The organism is Tenacibaculum piscium, assembly GCF_021390715.1.
GTDB lineage: Bacteria > Bacteroidota > Bacteroidia > Flavobacteriales > Flavobacteriaceae > Polaribacter > Polaribacter piscius.
In genome coordinates this window covers 50,328-69,251 of the sequence record NZ_JAJGWT010000011.1, presented here as the reverse complement: position 1 = coordinate 69,251, position 18,924 = coordinate 50,328, and the positions used below count along the sequence as shown (strand labels likewise).

The following is an 18,924-nucleotide window of genomic DNA, read 5'->3' as shown; positions in this document are numbered from 1 at the left end:
ATTTCCGTTATGCTGAATTTATTTCAGTATCATATCAAAATTCAGCATATTTTTTATCAAAATAGAATGTTCTTATGTTAATGCGACCCTGAAATAAATTCAGGGTGACGAAGTTTATTTTTAAAAATTTCAGCGTATTCTTTAATTACACTTTTATCAAAATAAGGTTCTTCATCAATTCGACCAATTACAGGAACACCTGTCATCTTTTTGATTATTTCTTCCGTGGTTTTATGTTCATCTCCAGAAAAAAGAATGGAAACATCAAAACCTTTTTCTTTCAATAAATTTACGGTTAATAAAGTGTGATTAATACTTCCTAAATAATGACGAGAAACCACAATTACTTTATAAGTTGGTTTTATAATATCTAAAATAGTATCGGTATTGTTTAAAGGAACAAAAAGTCCGCCAGCCCCTTCAATAACTAAATTTTCGTTATCAGTTTTTGGTTCGATAATTTTAGCTAAATCAATAGTAATGTTCTCGATTTCTGCCGCTGCGTGTGGGCTCATCGGTGTTTTTAAAGCGTATGAATTTGGGTGGATTATTGTTTTTTTATTAGAAATAAATTTCTTGATTTTATGAGAATCAGAATCATCTAATTCACCAGCTTGTATAGGTTTCCAATAATCAGCTTCTAATGCTTCGGTAAATATTGCCGATGCAATTGTTTTTCCTACTTCTGTAGAAATTCCTGTAATAAAATATGTAGCCATTTAAAAGGATTTTTATTTTAAACAAAAGTAGCAAGATGTTCTAAAACAGCAGTGATTTCTTCAAAAGAATTATAAGAATGTAAGCAAAAACGCAACCTCTCTTCTCCTTTATTTACTGTGGGCGATAAAATTGCTTTTACATCAAATCCTTTTTCTTGCAATTTTTTTGAAATTGCTTTTACATTTTCATTTCCCGAAATAATACAACAATGAATTGCTGAATTACTTGCTATAAAATGAAGCTGTAATCTGTTGATTTCTTGTTTGAAAAATAAAATATTTTCTTGAAGATTTTCTGTTGCTTTATTTCTGATTAATTCGGAATACGCAAATTTTATGGTTGCTAATGAATGAGGCGATAATCCTGTGGTATAAATAAAGCTTCTCGAAAAATTAATTAAATATTGTTTCAATTCTTTACTTCCTAAAATAACAGCTCCATGGCATCCGATTGCTTTTCCAAAAGTGATTATTCTAGTAAAAATAGTACTTTCTATGTTTAATTCTTGTACTAATCCTTTATTGAAAACTCCAACAGCATGTGCTTCATCAATAATTAAATAAACATTATTTTTTTGGATGATTTCAGACATTGCTATTAAATCAGGAGCATCACCATCCATAGAAAAAACAGCTTCTGTTACTACATAAATTTCAGCATCGTTTTTTAAGCGATGTTTGCTGATTTTCTTCTCTAAATCATCTAAATTATTATGTTTGAATTTAAAAGATTGCGCATTCGATAACTGAATTCCATCACGAATAGAAGCGTGGATAAATTCATCATATAAAATAATGTCGCCCCGTTGAGGTACTGATGAGAAAAAACCAATATTAGCATCGTAACCCGAATTAAAAATTAACGCTTCTTCGGTGTTATGAAATTCAGCCAGTTCTTTTTCGATACTATTATATAAAGGATGATTTCCTGAAAGTAGGCGAGAACCCGTTGCGCCATTTTGTAAAATGTTGTTATCAACTAAAAACTGATGTGTTTTATTAAAAATCACTTCCGATTTTGCAAAACCTAGATAATCATTCGAAGAAAAATCAATTAAAATAGGGGTGTTATTTACTTGATCAAGTGTTCTTAATGCTTGATTTTTAGTTCGAACAAGTAATTTGGCACTGAGTTTTTTTGGAAATGACATAGCGTATAAAATAAAAAAGACTTACACGTAAATGTAAGTCTTTTTTTAAAGCTCCTCCTTTAGGACTCGAACCTAAGACCCTCTGATTAACAGTCAGATGCTCTAACCAACTGAGCTAAGGAGGAATGTTCATATAGAACAAAATATGTGTTGTAACTATTAAGGAAGTTACAGTTTCCTATGTTTAATTTGCTCCTCCTTTAGGACTCGAACCTAAGACCCTCTGATTAACAGTCAGATGCTCTAACCAACTGAGCTAAGGAGGAATTTAAAACGATTTTAATAAAAAAAAGTTTTAAAATGCGAGTGCAAATTTAAGACCTTTTTTCAAATATACAAAGTTTTTTTGAGTAAAAATGAAATAAATTTTACAATTTTATGTTTTTGTGCTGTATATCAGGTGTTTATGTTTGTGTGTGTGAAAAATGATGTTGTTTTGCTTTTTTGTTGAAAAAAAATAAAGGTATCAAAATAAGCGTAAAATAAAGTCTTATTTTTAGTAAAAGTTGTATTTTTGTGTCGATTATTCTTATTGACAGAAAAGCATAGTAAAATATATGGACAAGTTTTCGTTCTTGAACGCAGCACATACAGGTTTTATAAGTGATTTATATGAACAGTATCAAAAAAATCCTGACGCAGTAGAAGCTAGTTGGCGGAGTTTTTTTCAAGGTTATGACCTAGCCAATGAAGATTACTCGTTAACAGAAGATGAGGTTTCGGTAGAAGTACCAGATGCCGTACGAAAGGAATTTTTAGTGATCGATTTAATAAATGGCTACCGAACAAGAGGGCATTTGTTTACCAAAACAAATCCAGTTCGGGATCGTAGAAAATACAATCCTACCTTAGATCTTGAAACTTTTGGATTACATCAAACCGATTTAACAACCGTTTTTAATGCAGGAGGTGTTTTGGGCATCGGGGCAACAACCTTGGCTCAAATAATACATCATCTAAAAGCAATCTTTTGCGAAAGCATTGGGGTTGAATATATGTATTTACGTAATCCTGAAGAATTAAATTGGTGGCAAAATCGTTTGAATAAAAACGATAACCAGTCTAATTATGATGTAGAAGCAAAAAAATACATTTTAACAAAATTAAACCAAGCATCAACATTTGAAAGTTTTTTACAAACAAAATATGTTGGGCAGAAACGTTTTTCTGTAGAAGGTGGTGAAACATTAATTCCTGGAGTTAGTGTAGCACTTCGTGATGCTGCTGAGAAATACGGCGTAGAAGAATGTGTCTTAGGAATGGCGCATCGTGGTCGTTTAAATACCTTGGTAAATATCTTCAAAAAACCAGTTCGTGATTTATTTAGCGAATTTGAAGGAAAAGATTTTGAAGATCAAGATATTGATGGTGATGTAAAATATCACTTAGGATTAACTTTAAGTAAAGCGTATAAAGGTGGGCAAAAAATGAAGATGAATTTGGTTCCAAATCCATCACATTTAGAAACCGTAGATGCTGTTGCTGAAGGAATTGTTCGCGCTAAAATAGATTTAGATTATAATGGCGATAATGGTAAAATTTTACCAATATTAGTACACGGTGATGCTGCAATTGCAGGACAAGGTATCGTATATGAAATAGCTCAAATGATGACCTTAAACGGTTATAAAACAGGAGGGACTATTCATGTTGTGGTAAATAATCAAGTAGGATTTACAACCAATTATTTAGACGCACGTTCTAGTACGTATTGTACCGATATCGCAAAAGTAACGCTATCGCCAGTATTACACGTTAATGCAGATGATGCCGAAGCAGTTTGTCATGCTATGGAAATGGCTGTTGAATATCGAATGAAATTCAAAAAAGATATTTATATTGATTTATTAGGATATCGTAAATATGGTCATAACGAAGGTGATGAGCCACGTTTTACACAACCTAAATTATATCAAGCAATCTCTAAGCATAAAAATGCCAAAGAAATATACGCAGCAAAATTAATTGAAGAAGGAACAATTTCTGCCGATTATGTAAAACAAATTACAGATGAATTTAAAGCACATCTGGAAGTAGAATTTGCAGCATCGAAGAAGAAAACAACCTCTAAGATACAAGAATTCATGCCAGAGGTATGGGAGGGATTTGCACGTAAACAATTACAAGAAATGTTACAACCTATAAATACTACGTATTCGGTTGCCGCATTAAAAGATATCGCTAAAGTAATTTCTACAACTCCACAAGGACATAAATTTGTTCGTAAAGCAGAACGTATTTTACAAGGACGTAAAAAAATGGTCTTTGAAGAAAATACTTTAGATTGGGGAACCGCAGAAAATTTAGCCTACGGAACTTTATTAGAAGAAGGGTTTAATGTTCGTATTTCTGGAGAAGATGTAGAAAGAGGAACATTCTCGCACCGTCATGCAATTATGCGTGATGAAGAAACTTCAGAGCGTGTTAATTTATTAAATACCAATACCAAAAATAAAGGGGAAATGACTATTTTCAATTCTCATTTATCGGAATATGGTGTTTTAGGATTCGATTACGGATATGCGATGGCTGCTCCAAATACCTTAACTATTTGGGAAGCACAATTTGGTGATTTTGCCAATGGAGCACAAATTGTATTCGATCAATATATTTGTTCGGCAGAAGCAAAATGGAAATTACAAAACGGACTGGTAATGTTATTACCTCACGGATATGAAGGGCAAGGACCTGAACATTCATCTGGTAGAATAGAGCGTTTTTTACAGTCATCAGCAATTGATAACTGGACCATTGCAAATTGTTCGACACCAGCAAATATGTATCATATTTTGCGTCGTCAAATGAAACGTGAATTTAGAAAACCTTTAGTCGTTTTTACTCCTAAAAGTTTATTGCGTTCGCCAAAAGCTGTAAATTCGATTGAGGATTTAGCAAATGGAAGTTTCCAAGAAGTAATTGATGATACTATTGATACTTCAAAAGTGAAAAAAATGGTATTCTGTACAGGTAAATTTTATTATGATTTACTAGCAGAACGTGAAAAATTAGCAAGACAAGATATTGCTTTAGTAAGAATAGAGCAGTTGTTCCCATTACACAATGAGCAAATAAAAGCTGTAATGGATAAGTATCCAAATGTAGAACGTTATGTTTGGGCACAAGAAGAACCTAAAAACATGGGATCTTGGAGTTATATGTTAGAGCGTTTTGAATTAGCGAAGTTAGAATGTGCATCGAGAGGTTATCATTCTGCACCAGCAGCAGGTTCAAGTGCACGTTACAAACGTCGTCACCAAGAAGTGTTAGACAAAGTTTTCGATTAAAAAAACTCGATTAAAAAAGAATAATTTCAGATATATAAAATTTAGTACTGATGATTTTAGAAATGAAAGTTCCTTCTCCGGGGGAGTCAATTACAGAAGTAGAAATAGCAACGTGGTTAGTTGAAGATGGTGATTATGTTGAAAAAGATCAGCCAATTGCCGAAGTAGATTCTGACAAAGCAACCTTAGAATTACCTGCGGAAGAAAGCGGAATTATCACTTTAAAAGCAGAAGAAGGCGATGCTGTAGAAGTTGGCGCTGTAGTGTGTCTTATTGATATGAGCGCTGCAAAACCAGCAGGTGAATCTTCAACTGTAACAAAAGAAGAAGCACCAAAATTGGAAGCTCCTAAAGCAGTAGCTCCAAAGGCTACAACCTATGCTACAGGAACAGCTTCTCCTGCAGCTAAAAAAGTGTTAGCAGAAAAAGGAATTCCTGCTGGTTCTGTAAAAGGAACTGGGAAAGGTGGTCGTGTAACTAAAGAAGATGCTGTAAAAGCAGTACCTTCTATGGGAACGCAACCTACAAACGGTTCTCGTGGAACTGAACGTAAAAAAATGTCAATGTTGCGTAGAAAAGTAGCGCAACGTTTGGTAGCTGTAAAAAGCGAAACTGCAATGTTAACAACGTTTAACGAAGTAAACATGCAGCCAATTTTTGATTTACGTAAAGAATATAAAGAAGACTTTAAAGCAAAGCACGGAGTTGGATTAGGATTTATGTCTTTTTTCACTTTAGCAGTTGTTAGAGCTTTAGAATTATATCCTGACGTAAATTCTATGATTGATGGAGATTACCAAATTAAAAATGAATTTCAAGATATTTCTATTGCAGTTTCTGGTCCTAAAGGATTAATGGTTCCTGTAATTAGAAATGCTGAAGATTTATCTTTTAGAGGTGTTGAAAGCGAAGTAAAACGTTTAGCTTTACGTGCTAGAGACGGGCAAATTACGGTGGATGAAATGACTGGTGGAACATTTACTATTACAAATGGTGGTGTTTTTGGTTCTATGTTATCAACGCCAATTTTAAATCCTCCACAAAGTGGAATTTTAGGAATGCACAACATTGTAAACAGACCAATGGCTGTTAATGGTGAAGTAGTAATTCAACCAATTATGTATGTTGCATTATCGTATGACCACAGAGTTATTGATGGTCGTGAGTCAGTAGGATTCTTAGTAGCTGTTAAAGAAGCTTTAGAAAATCCTGTTGAGTTATTAATGGACAATGATGTTAAAAAAGCATTAGAAATGTAAACTAAATTTTAGTTTTATATATATTAAAATCCCAAGCAGATAGCTTGGGATTTTTTTATATATTTTAATTTATTTAATAAATAAAAAATAAGAATGAATTTATCTGAAAATTTCTGGGAAAAAAAATATTTGAATAATAAAATAGGTTGGGATTTAAGACAAATTTCACCTCCTTTAAGAAAATATTTTGATCAATTAGAAAATAAAGAATTAAAAATATTAATTCCCGGTGGTGGAAATTCTTACGAAGCAGAATATCTTTTTAATAATGGATTTAAAAATATTTTTGTGGTCGATTTATCTAAAACAGCCTTAGAAAATATAAAGAAAAGAGTTCCTGATTTTCCAAAAGATCAACTGATTTTAGGTGATTTTTTTGATTTGAATACTACTTTTGATTTAGTGATTGAGCAAACATTTTTTTGTGCTTTAAATCCAAACTTGAGAGTAGGTTATGCTAAAAAAATGAATGACCTACTAACTGAAAAAGGAAAATTAGTAGGCTTACTTTTTGATGCTAAATTAAATGAAGATCATCCGCCTTTTGGCGGGAATAAAAAGGAATACATTACATATTTTAAACCTTATTTTAGATTTAATGTTTTAGAAAAATGCTATAATTCATATCACAACAGACAAGGAATGGAGCTGTTTATGATATTTCAAAAGTTATAATTTATTTTTAGAGCCTGTTTAATAATTAAATAAACTGTCAGTTCGAGTGATTTTTTTCCTTCAAAAAAATTGTATCGAGAACTTTTTTGCTTAAAAATCATCAACATAAAAGAATTCAAATTCTCGATACAATTTTAATTCCTTTTAGAGCCTGTTTAAATTTCATCTGAAAAAAATATAGTGGCAAAAAATGACGGCAAGGGGTTAAAACCCCTTGCTATGCTATTTTGATGTTACAAAAATTTTTGGAATAAAATTTAAACAGGTTCTTATAATTAATTTTTAATTTCCTTTTAAGCGAATCCATAAATCAGTTATTAATTTTTTACCATCACCTTTATCTTTAGGTTCTTCGGTAAAAGTTACATTTCCAGAATTATCAACAGTAATTTTATACTTAAAAACAAAATTTTCTGCGTTTGGATTCATACTTAAAAGCCCAAATCTTAAATCGTTAAAATAAAGTTCTCCATTTTTTTTATTGATAGTGTACCAGCCTTCAGAAATAAAAATCATCCGTTTAACAGTTTCATTTTTAGAAAGATTACCTAACAAATGATGATTTTTTAGATGTTTTGTAAAAGTGATTGGTTTTGTATCAAAAAAGGAATAATTAGCTAGTAAAAAAGCATCTTTTGTTTGTACGTTGGCACTCCAAAGTATCGTATTTAAAGGAGAAGGTCTGGTATCAATTTGTAAATATTCGATATTCTGATTTTCTAAAGCTTTTTCAAATTGATTAAAAGCCAACCATTTTAATAAAAAAGTCAGTACTAAATAAGAAGAACTGATAATTAATCCCATTTTATTATAAAAAGCACGTTTTTTATGAACCCGCTTTTGTGTCATGGCAAAAATCAGAAAAACTAAAAAAGGAATAGTATAAAGCGGATCAATAACAAAAATGGTTTTAAAAGCTAATCGGATATCAAAAGGCCAAAATAACTGTGTTCCCCAAGTCGTATGTGCGTCTAAAATAGGATGTGTTACAAAGGCTAAAAAGAATAACCAAGTCCAATTTTTAAAGTTTTTATATTTTTCGTAACGAGTTACAATCCATGCAGAAATAGGCGCAAAAAGCACCGAAAAAACAATGGAATGTGTAAAACCACGATGTATATAAAGTGCGGTTACTTTATCGGTAAAAAATGAAGCGAGTACATCTAAATCAGGAATTGTACCTGCAATAGCTCCGTAAAACATTGCTTTGTTTCCAATTTTTCTTCCTAAAACTGCTTCGCCAACAGCGGCTCCTAAAATAATTTGTGTTAATGAATCCATATACTACAAAAATAAATCAAGTAAACTACATATTCTTTCAAATGATAGAAATTTCACGTGAATAGATACAGTAATATTTCACGGTAACAAATGTTACGTACAAAAGCGTATTAAGGTAGTAGTTTTGTGATAACTTAATTGAATAGTATCATGAAAAATAAATTATTAATAGTATTCTTTCTATTATTTTCACTTTTGATAAATGCACAACAAGTACTTGTAATTACTAAAAATGAGGTGCTTACGAAGGTGAAAGAAAATAATAGGACTATTAAAATGTCAAAACAAGATGTTTTAGTGGCTAAAGCCGATTATAATCAAACTAATGCGGTTTTTTTACCAAATATTACGGCATCACACACGGCAATGGCAACGACAAATCCGTTGATGGCTTTTGGTTTTAAATTGAATCAAGAAATACTAACACAAAATGATTTTAATCCTGCTTTATTAAACAATCCTTCGCAAATAAACAATTTTGCGACTAAAATAGCTGTAGAACAACCATTAATTAATCTTGATGGAATTTATCAACGAAAAGCAGCCAAAGCAAAATTAAATGCTACTACTTTTCAGCAAGAACGAACGAAAGATTATATGCAATTAGAAGTTGAAAAAGCCTATATGCAATTACAATTAGCTTATAAAATGTTATCAGTTTTAGAAAAAGTACAGCAAACCGCCAACGAAAATAAACGAATAGCTATCAATAATTTTAAACAAGGATATTTGCAAAAATCAGATGTATTAGCCGTTGAGGTTCGTGTTGCTGAAATAGCAAATCAATTGCAATATGCTAAAAGTAGCATTGAAAATGCGTCTAATTATGTATCTGTTTTGATGAATGATAAAATGTCGGTAATTTTAAAACCATCAGATTCATTAACTATAATATCAGATGTTATTGCTATTGAAAAATTACCCGAAAATAGGGCTGATATTAAAGCGATGCGTTTTGCAAAAGAAGGTTATAAAAATATTCATAAAGCAAATAAAATGAGTTTTTTACCTCGATTAAATGCTTTTGGAAGTTACGAGTTATATGATGATGAAATTTTTAAAGCCGATGCAAATGGCTATTTAGTTGGTGTTGAATTAAGTTGGGATATTTTTAAAGGTTCAAAACGCTTTGGGAAAACTCAAAAAAGTAAAGCCGAATTAGATAAATCAGAAATTGCATTTGAGCAGTATCTTGCTAAAAGTAACATGGAACTTAATAGTGCAAAACGAATGTTAATAGATGCTAAAAATAATTTAAATCTGACACAATTAGCATTATCACAATCGGCTGAATTATTGCGAATTAAAAAAAACAGGTTCGAACAAGGTTTAGAAAAAACTACCGATTTATTATCCGCAGAAACCAAATATGCACAAAAACAATTGGAATATTATCAAACAGTTTTTCAGCATAATTACGCAAAGGCTTATGTACAATTTTTAACCAAAGAATAATTTTAAGATGAAAAAATATTTATACACAATCGCACTTGTTTCTGTATCCTTTTTAATAACAAGTTGTGGAAACGATACCAAAAAAATATCAGAAGATACTTCAATACCAATTGCTGTAACAGTCAAAAAAGTGGAAGCAACAAATTCAAGTTTATTTGTAACTGCAAGCGGAAAAACTCAAGCCGTACAAAGTGCCGATTTAAGTACTCGAATGATGGGTTTTGTAAATGAAGTTTATGTAAATGTAGGTGATAAAGTAAAAAAAGGACAATTATTAATTGCCATCAATAATGCCGATTTACAAGCAAAACGTGCGCAAGTAAATGCAGGGATTACTCAAGCAAAAGTAGGGTATAAAAATGCTGAAAAAGATTTTACACGTTTTAAAAATTTATTAGCTGAAAATAGTGTTTCTCAAAAAGAAATGGATGATATAACTGCTAATTTTCAAATGGCAAAAGCAGGTTTAGAAGCGGCAAATCAACAAAAGAATGAAGTGAATTCGCAGTTTAAATATACGAATATAACCGCTCCTTTTTCTGGTGTAATAACGAGTAAAAATATTGAAAAAGGTGCGATGGCAAATCCTGGAATGTCATTGTTATCAATTGAAAAGCCGAATGAATTTGAAGTAATTGCAATGGTTTCTGAAAGTGAAATTTTGAAAATCAAAAAAAACTCGGAAGCTACTGTTATTGTAAAATCAATTAATCAAAAAATAAAAGGGAAGGTTACTGAAATTAGTACATCAGCAAAAAATACAGGAGGACAGTTTTTAGTAAAAGTAGCGTTAGATAAAACACCAATTAAAATTTTATCAGGAATGTTTACTACGGTTCAGTTTTCTACTTTAGAAACAACATCGAAAATTACTGAAAATACAAAAATAAACGCCACAAATAAAGTGTTAATTCCTAAAAATGTTATTGTTACTAAAGGTCAACTTTCGGGAATATATACGCTAAGTCAAAGTAATACAGCCGTTTTACGTTGGTTGCGTTTAGGACGTTCTTTTGGTGAAAATATCGAAGTATTATCAGGATTATCTGCTGATGAAACTTATATAATCAATGCAAAAGGAAAACTTTACAATGGAGTTAAAGTTACAATTCAATAATTAAAAACTGCGTTAGGGATAGCAGTGGAAATCCTTTTTTTGCTGCCATATATGGCAAAAAAAGATTGCAACGGATAGCCCGTTTAAACGCCCAAAAATAATAAATAATATGAAAGAAGGTTTAGCTGGTAAAATTGCCAAAAGCTTTATAGGTTCTAAACTTACCGTGCTTTTAATGATCGTTTTTATGGTTGTTGGGGTGTATAGTTCGTTTTTAATTCCGAGAGAGGAAGAACCGCAAATTGATGTGCCAATGGCTGATATTTTTGTTGGATATCCTGGAGCGAGTCCTACGGAAGTCGAATCGAGAGTGATAAAGCCTTTGGAAAAATTAATTTCGAATATCAAAGGAGTGGAGTATGTGTACGCAACAGCAATGAACGAGAAAGCAATGGTTATTGTTCAGTTTTATGTTGGCGAAGATATTGAACGTTCGTTTGTGAAATTATACAACGAAATTAATAAACATATGGATAAAATGCCGAAAGGTGTTACGTTTCCGCTTGTAAAAACTCGTGCAATTGACGATGTGCCAATGTTAGGGTTAACGCTGTGGAGTGAAAATTATACAGGATATGAATTAAGTCAAATGGCTGAAGAGCTTGAAGGTGAAATTAAGAAGATAAATGATGTAGCAATTACGCATAAAATTGGTGGTAGTGATAGGCAATTACGAGTTGTTTTAGACAAAGATAAATTAGCTTCTTCAGGTTTAGATTTTTTAATGGTTTCTGAAATGATTAAGGCAAATAATAGCCAATTAAGTTCGGGAAGTTTTATCAAAAATGATACAGAATTTTTAGTGCAAACAGGTGATTTTTTATCTTCTGTTACTGATGTAGAAAATTTAGTAGTTGGCGTTCAGCAAAATAAACCTATCTATTTAAAGCAAATTGCAACGATTATTGATGGTGCTGAAATTCCTCAAAATTATGTGAGTTTAGGTTTTGGAAAAGCAAGTGAAAAATCAACAAATTATAAATCTGAATATCCTGCGGTTACTATTTCGGTAGCAAAACGAAAAGGAGCAGATGCGATGAAAATTGCCGATGTAATTTTAGCAAAAGTTGCACATTTACGAAGTAACTTACTTCCTGATGATGTACATGTTGAGGTTACCAGAAATTATGGAGAAACAGCTTCGCATAAAGTATCAGAATTATTATTACACCTTATTGGTTCTATTATTGCGGTTACTTTGGTAGTAATGTTAGCGATGGGTTGGCGTGGTGGTTTGGTGGTGTTTTTATCCGTACCAATTACTTTTGCATTAACGTTATTGAGCTATTATATGTTAGATTATACGTTAAATAGAATTACACTTTTTGCCTTGGTTTTTGTTACAGGAATTGTAGTGGATGACTCCATAATTATTGCCGAAAATATGCACAGGCATTTTAAAATGAAGCGTTTGCCTTTTAAAGAAGCCGCTTTATATGCAATTAATGAAGTTGGAAATCCAACAATTTTGGCAACTTTTACGGTAATCGCATCTGTTTTACCAATGGCTTTTGTATCTGGATTAATGGGGCCTTATATGGCACCAATGCCAATTGGAGCATCTATTGCAATGATTTTATCATTATTTATAGCCTTAACAATTACGCCTTATTTAGGATATATTTTCTTGAGAGAAAAAGATAAAAAAGGTGCTGTTGAAAAACAAGAAAAACCTTTAGAGGAAACTTTTATTTATAAGATTTACAATAAATATGAACGTCCCTTATTAGAGAATAAAACAAAAAGATGGGCATTTTTAGGAGGTACTTTTATCGTTTTATTAGCGACTATGGTATTGTTTTTTACAAAATCGGTAGCGGTTAAAATGTTACCTTTTGATAATAAAAATGAATTTCAAGTAGTAATTGATATGCCTGAAGGAACAACTTTAGAACGAACAGGAGTGGTTGCTCAAGAAATTTCACAATATTTAGCAACCCGCCCAGAAGTGGTTAATTATCAGAATTATATTGGAACTTCTGCACCGATAACTTTTAACGGTTTGGTACGTCATTATGATTTACGTGGCGGAAGTAATATGGCGGATATTCAAGTTAATTTAATTGATAAAAGTAAACGAACTATTCAAAGTCATGATATTGCAAAATTATTTCGTCCTGATATTCAAAAAATAGCTTCAAAATATAATGCTAATGTAAAATTAGTAGAAGTTCCGCCAGGACCTCCTGTTTTATCAACTATTGTTGCCGAAATTTATGGACCTGATTATAAAGAGCAAATTAAAATTGCTAATAGTATTCAGAATATTTTAAAAGATACAGATGATGTAGTTGATATTGATTGGATGGTAGAAGATGACCAGATAAAGTATCAGTTTGAAATAGATAAAGAAAAAGCGATGTTGTACGGAGTTGCTCCTCAACAAATTGCTTATACTATGAATATGGCACTTTCTAACCGAGCAATTACAAATTTATATGATGAGAATTCTGTGAATCAAGTTGGTTTAGTGTTGGCTTTAGATGAAAAAGAAAAATCAAGTATTGCGGATATTTCTCAATTAAAGATAAAATCAAAAAATGGAAATATGGTGCTAATTTCTGATTTAGTAAGCATCAAAAAAACAATTGCAGCGAAAAGTATTTATCGAAAAAATCAAAAAAGAGTCGTGTATGTAATGGCTGATATGGCTGGAGAATTGGAAAGTCCTGCCTATGCAATTTTAGGAATGGAAGAAAAATTAAAACAAATAAAACTTCCTGAAGGTTATAAATTAAACGAAATGTATTTAGGACAACCAGCTTATGAAGATGATTACACCGTAAAATGGGACGGAGAATGGCAAATTACGTTAGAGGTTTTTAGAGATTTAGGAATCGCTTTTTTAGGAGCAATTATCTTAATTTATATTTTAATTGTTGGATGGTTTCAAAATTTTAAAGCACCAATTGTAATGATGGTTGCAATTCCACTATCATTAATTGGAATTGTTTTAGGACACTGGATTATGGGCGCATTTTTTACAGCAACTTCATTTATTGGGATGATTGCCTTAGCAGGAATTATGGTTCGGAATTCTGTTTTATTGATTGATTTTATCAATTTAAGACTCGCCGAAGGAATTCCTTTAAAACAAGCGGCAATTGAAGCAGGAGCAGTACGTACAACTCCTATTTTATTAACCGCAGGAACAGTAGTTATTGGAGCATTTGTAATATTATTTGATCCGATTTTTCAAGGATTGGCAATTTCGTTAATGGGTGGAACTATTGTATCAACAATTTTAACATTATTGGTTGTGCCATTGGTGTATTATATGATTGAGCGTAAAAATTACAAGTAATTATAAATTTTAAAAAGAAACAAAATGTTAAATAAATATTTCAGAATTATAGTAGGAACTTTTGTATTGTTAAGTGTTGTATTAACCATTTATGTAAACCAAAATTGGATGTGGTTTACAGTTTTTATCGGTGTGAATTTAATTCAATCGGCATTTACAAAGTGGTGTTTATTAGAAACCATTTTATCAAAAGTATTTAAAATTAAATAGTAGAAAATATTATTTTAAAAGCTATTAATCCTACACTTTTGTGTGGGATTTTTTGTTTTCAATATTTAAATGATATTAAAATATATAAATTTTAAAAAATATTCTGATTCATATAAAATTAAATAAAAGAGTATCTTAAAAAAAGTATTTTTACATATTCTAATAAATAGAGTAGAATAACTTCGTGATGATAGAAAATAAAGAATTAGACCTTGCCATTCAATTTATAGAAAAAACAGATAGAAACCTTTTTATCACAGGAAAAGCAGGTACAGGAAAAACTACTTTTTTACATAAAATAAAAAATGAATCATTAAAAAGAATGGTTATTGTTGCGCCAACAGGTGTTGCCGCAATTAATGCAAAAGGAGTAACAATTCATTCTTTTTTTCAGATGCCATTTGGTCCTATTTTGCCAAATCAGATAGAAAAGACTTCGAATCAGCAACGTAAGTTTAATAAAACTAAAATTGATATTATAAGATCTTTAGATTTAGTAATAATCGATGAAATTAGTATGGTTAGAGCTGATTTATTAGATGGAATTGATCAAGTTTTAAGAAAATACAAAAACAGAAATAAAGTTTTTGGTGGTGCACAAGTTTTAATGATTGGTGATTTACAACAATTATCACCAGTAGTAAGACCAAACGATTGGAGTTTATTAAAAGAACATTATGCATCTGTTTTCTTTTTTAGTAGTAAAGCATTTCAAGAATCAAATACGGTAAGCCTCGAATTAAAGAAAATTTACAGGCAAGATAACGATGAGTTTATCGAAATTTTAAATGAAATTAGAAACGATTGTTTATCAGAAAAATCAGCAACTATTTTAAATAAAAGATATAATCCTGATTTTGAACCCAAAAAACAAGATGGATATATCACTTTAACAACGCATAATAAAAGAGCAGAGGCGATTAACACGCTAGAATTAGAAAAAATAAAAAAGAAAAGTTTCTTTTTTAAAGCCGATGTTTCTGGTAAGTTCAATGAAAATTCATATCCAAATAGTGATGATTTAGAATTAAAAGTAGGGGCTCAGGTAATGTTTATCAAAAATGATAGTTCTCCTGAAAAAAGATATTTCAATGGTAAAATTGGAGAAATAAGAAAAATTGATGACGAGACTATTTATGTAAAATGCCCTAATGATGATTTTGAAATTGAAACTACAAAAGAAATTTGGGAGAATATTACCTATTCAATAGATGAAGAAACGAAAGAAATAAAAGAAGATGTTGCTGGTTCTTTTACTCAAATTCCTTTGAGATTGGCTTGGGCAATTACAATTCATAAAAGTCAAGGTTTAACTTTTGAAAAAGCTATTATTGATGCAGAAGCTTCTTTTGCACATGGTCAAACGTATGTTGCGCTTAGTCGATGTACTAGTTTAGAAGGAATTGTTTTAAAAACAAGAATTGGAAGTAGTTCGATAATTAATGATAGAACAGTCGATTCTTTTAATAAAAAAGTAAATGAAAATGTACCTGATGAAACTGTTTTAAGTGAATCAGAAAAAACATATCAACTTAATTTAATTTCAGAATTATTTGATTTTCGACCTTTTTTATATCCAACAACTAGAGCTATTGAAATTTTTTATCAAAATCAAACTAGCTTAAATGGTATTATGATTAATCATTTAGAAACGATAAAAGATAATGGAATAATTCCATTATTAAAAGTAGCAAATGGATTTAAAATTCAATTACAGCAACTATCGGAAGCAGCTATTTTAGCCGAAAATAGCGATGTAATTAATGATCGATTTAGAAAAGCAATTACTTATTTTAAAACTCAAACCGAAGAGTTTATTAAAAAGCCATTAAGTGGAATTTCATTTTCAACAGATAATCAAGCGGTTCAAAAAGAGTTAGAAAAGCAGATTTATACACTACATAATTTATTATCGATAAAATTATATTGTTTTCTGAAATTAAAAGATAGTTTTCACGTAAAAGAGTATTTACAAATTAGAGCAGATGCTATTTTACAAAATGCTGAAAAACCAGTTAAAAAGAAATTAATTTCATCAAGAGATCCTGCTTTAGCGGTAAGTTTACGAGAATTAAGAGATCAAATATCTAAAAAAGAAGGAATTCCTCACTTTCAAATATTCGCTCAAAAAACGTTGTATGCAATTTGTGATTCTCTTCCAACAACGGCACAAGAATTATTAAAAGTTGAAGGAATGGGTAAAATTAGAGTGCAAAAATATGGTGGTCAAATTTTAGATACAGTTAGTATTTATTGTAAAAAACAAGGTCTTAAACAGCATATTAAATTAGGTGTAAATAAAGTAGGGGTAAAGAAAAAAGAAGTGAAAATTCCAACAAGAGAAATAACCTATAATTTTTTTAAAGAAGGAATGTCAGCTAAAGAAATAGCTAACAAAAGAGGGTTGACATTAAATACAATTGAAACACATTTAATGAGTTATATCAGTAGTGGAGAAATCGATGTTTTGGATTTGATGCCTGTAAAAAAATATAAAGAATTAGTTGAAATTATTGAAGAAACTGACTTTAAAAGTTTAAGCGAATTGAAGAAAAAAATAGATAAAAATAAATTCTCTTTTTCAGAATTAAAAATGGTCTTGTTTTCATTGAAAATATAATATTTACTTTTAATCTATTTGTGACGGAATTTTAACATTAACTTTAGTACCTCTAGGTGTGTTGTATTCGTCTTTTAAATCTTCATAAGAAAGAGTGTAATTATCTTTATAAAAATTCTCTAAAATTTGATTTACTAGAGAAATTCCTATTGAATTTTTATACCTTTTTTGTTCTTTTTTTAATTCTTTAGTTTTTTGTCTTCCTATGCCATTATCTGTAATAGCAATGCAGATGTGTTCTTTAGATTGCTTTACATTAATAGTCATTTTTTTATTTTTGACAGAAGCGATTCCATGCCAAATAGCATTTTCTAACAAAGGTTGTAATACAAATGGTGGAGTTTTAATATTTGAAAGAGAGATGTTTTCTGAAATATTAATTTTAAATTCAATATCGTCTTCAAAACGAGCATTTTCAAGCTCAACATATAGTTGTGAATTGTATAGTTCATCTTCTAAAGAAATACTTTTTACCATACTTTTTTCCAGAACTCTCCTTGTAAATTCAGAAAATTTATTTAGATAATCAATAGCATCGTGTTTTTCATTTTTGATGATATAATGTTTTATCGAATTTAAGGCGTTAAAAATAAAATGAGGGTTTAATTGAGAGCGTAATATTTTACTATCTAGGTCTGAAATCTTTTTTTTGGATTGAAGTTGTTTTTGGCGTGTAATAAAATATATAATTATAAAAATGAATGTAATAATTCCGACTCCTATAATCCATAAATTCATAGCATTTTTATGATTCAGCTCATTTATTTCTTGGGTAGCTTCTAATTTGGTAATTCGATTTTTCTTTTTATTAGTTTCATATTTAAGTATCAAGTCGTTAACATATTGTGCTTTTTTATTGGCATTAAATTGCTGTTTTATTTCTACATGTTTCTTATAATGATTTAATGCTTTTTTATGTTGATTTATATCTTGATAATATTCAAAAAAATAATAATGAATATTAACTAATAATGTTTTAAAGGATTCTTTTTGGGCTATTTTTAAACTTTCATTTAAATAGTTATCAGCTAATTTATATTGCTTTGTTTTTAGAAATAAGTGTCCAAAATTAGCTTTAGTACTCGCTATATAAAATTTATTTTTTACAGATAAAGCAATCGGTCTCGCTTGGTCTAAGTAACTTTTTGCTTTTTTATACTTTTTTGCTTTGATATTAATATTAGCTAAGCTGTTATAACAAATCATTCGCCCGAAATGATTGTTTATTTTGGTATCAATTTCTAATGCTTTAAGAACATATTCTTCTGCTTGTTTTATTTTTTCTTGTGCAACTTTAACTTTTGCTATATTTTCATAATTGATAGATTGTGACCACTTATTTTTAGACTTTTTAGCACAACTTAAAGCAGCTTGATAATTTTTAAGAGCTAAAGGATATTGTTCTAAGTAATAATAAATATTCCCAATAGAGTTGTAGGAAACCTCAATACTTCTGAGTATTCCATACGAAGGGTTTTTAATTGCTTCGGCAATTTCTAACGCTTCTTTATTATAATCAATAGCTGTTTTATGGGCATCCATTTTTCGGTAATCCACTCCAATCATATTTAAGCAAAAAATAATAAATTCATCGCTTTTTTTAGTTTTTGCTATCGCTAAGGCTCGTTTGTGCGTGGTAACTGCTTTTTCAAATAAAGAATACTTACGGTAATTGTTTCCTAGGTGAATTAACTCATATATTTGACCGAATGCAAAATTATTTTTAGTAAAAATTTTTAAAAGCTCTTTTTGCTTTATCGTATCTTTGCTATGTTTTTTTAATAAGTGATTAATTTCTTTATAAGTGTAAGTTTTATTGTAATCTATATTATCTAAAAATTTTTGACTT

12 protein-coding genes and 2 tRNA genes are annotated in these 18,924 nt (G+C 30.3%); 8 read left to right on the top strand and 6 right to left on the bottom strand.

The features are described 5' to 3' along the window. Positions 1-77: 77 nt before the first annotated feature. The 4 genes from bioD to L0U77_RS10515 form a co-directional block, all read right to left on the bottom strand. The gene (bioD, locus tag L0U77_RS10530; protein WP_233897936.1) at positions 78-719 is read right to left on the bottom strand and encodes a dethiobiotin synthase; all 642 of its coding nucleotides are present in this window, start codon (positions 717-719) and stop codon (positions 78-80) included. 17 nt (positions 720-736) lie between these two features. After that, positions 737-1,870 (bottom strand): aminotransferase class I/II-fold pyridoxal phosphate-dependent enzyme, encoded by a 1,134-nt coding sequence (locus L0U77_RS10525; protein ID WP_233897935.1) that lies wholly within the window; start codon positions 1,868-1,870, stop codon positions 737-739. Between the two features lie 51 nt (positions 1,871-1,921). Continuing rightward, positions 1,922-1,995: transfer RNA gene (locus tag L0U77_RS10520), tRNA-Asn, on the bottom strand. A 67-nt stretch (positions 1,996-2,062) separates the two neighbouring features. Beyond that, positions 2,063-2,136, bottom strand: a tRNA-Asn gene (locus tag L0U77_RS10515). 291 nt (positions 2,137-2,427) lie between these two features. On the opposite strand from L0U77_RS10515, the gene L0U77_RS10510 reads away from it, so the two are divergent. The 3 genes from L0U77_RS10510 (at position 2,428) to L0U77_RS10500 (ending at position 7,088) form a co-directional block, all read left to right on the top strand. Continuing rightward, positions 2,428-5,154, top strand: a complete 2,727-nt coding sequence (locus tag L0U77_RS10510) for a 2-oxoglutarate dehydrogenase E1 component (protein WP_233897934.1) — start codon at positions 2,428-2,430, stop codon at positions 5,152-5,154. Positions 5,155-5,204: 50 nt separating this feature from the next. Then, on the top strand, positions 5,205-6,413 hold the full coding sequence (odhB, locus tag L0U77_RS10505; RefSeq protein ID WP_233897933.1) for a 2-oxoglutarate dehydrogenase complex dihydrolipoyllysine-residue succinyltransferase: 1,209 nt from the start codon (positions 5,205-5,207) through the stop codon (positions 6,411-6,413). Between the two features lie 93 nt (positions 6,414-6,506). After that, positions 6,507-7,088: a methyltransferase domain-containing protein gene (locus L0U77_RS10500; protein WP_233897932.1), complete on the top strand. Its 582-nt coding sequence runs from the start codon at positions 6,507-6,509 to the stop codon at positions 7,086-7,088. Between the two features lie 282 nt (positions 7,089-7,370). Here the strand turns inward: L0U77_RS10500 and L0U77_RS10495 are convergent, their stop codons facing one another. Next, positions 7,371-8,369, bottom strand: a complete 999-nt coding sequence (locus tag L0U77_RS10495; RefSeq protein ID WP_233901155.1) for a metal-dependent hydrolase — start codon at positions 8,367-8,369, stop codon at positions 7,371-7,373. A gap of 150 nt (positions 8,370-8,519) precedes the next feature. On the opposite strand from L0U77_RS10495, the gene L0U77_RS10490 reads away from it, so the two are divergent. The 5 genes from L0U77_RS10490 (at position 8,520) to L0U77_RS10470 (ending at position 17,075) form a co-directional block, all read left to right on the top strand. Further along, on the top strand, positions 8,520-9,824 hold the full coding sequence (locus L0U77_RS10490) for a TolC family protein (RefSeq protein ID WP_233901154.1): 1,305 nt from the start codon (positions 8,520-8,522) through the stop codon (positions 9,822-9,824). A gap of 7 nt (positions 9,825-9,831) precedes the next feature. Beyond that, positions 9,832-10,941 (top strand): efflux RND transporter periplasmic adaptor subunit, encoded by a 1,110-nt coding sequence (locus L0U77_RS10485; RefSeq protein WP_233901153.1) that lies wholly within the window; start codon positions 9,832-9,834, stop codon positions 10,939-10,941. Between the two features lie 109 nt (positions 10,942-11,050). Next, on the top strand, positions 11,051-14,245 hold the full coding sequence (locus L0U77_RS10480; RefSeq protein ID WP_233901152.1) for an efflux RND transporter permease subunit: 3,195 nt from the start codon (positions 11,051-11,053) through the stop codon (positions 14,243-14,245). 24 nt (positions 14,246-14,269) lie between these two features. Continuing rightward, positions 14,270-14,455: a YgaP family membrane protein gene (locus tag L0U77_RS10475; protein WP_233901151.1), complete on the top strand. Its 186-nt coding sequence runs from the start codon at positions 14,270-14,272 to the stop codon at positions 14,453-14,455. Positions 14,456-14,642: 187 nt separating this feature from the next. After that, on the top strand, positions 14,643-17,075 hold the full coding sequence (locus L0U77_RS10470; RefSeq protein ID WP_233897927.1) for a helix-turn-helix domain-containing protein: 2,433 nt from the start codon (positions 14,643-14,645) through the stop codon (positions 17,073-17,075). Between the two features lie 9 nt (positions 17,076-17,084). On the opposite strand, the gene L0U77_RS10465 is transcribed toward L0U77_RS10470, so the two are convergent. Continuing rightward, positions 17,085-18,641 (bottom strand): tetratricopeptide repeat-containing sensor histidine kinase, encoded by a 1,557-nt coding sequence (locus tag L0U77_RS10465; RefSeq protein WP_338126520.1) that lies wholly within the window; start codon positions 18,639-18,641, stop codon positions 17,085-17,087. Between the last annotated feature and the right edge of the window lie 283 nt (positions 18,642-18,924).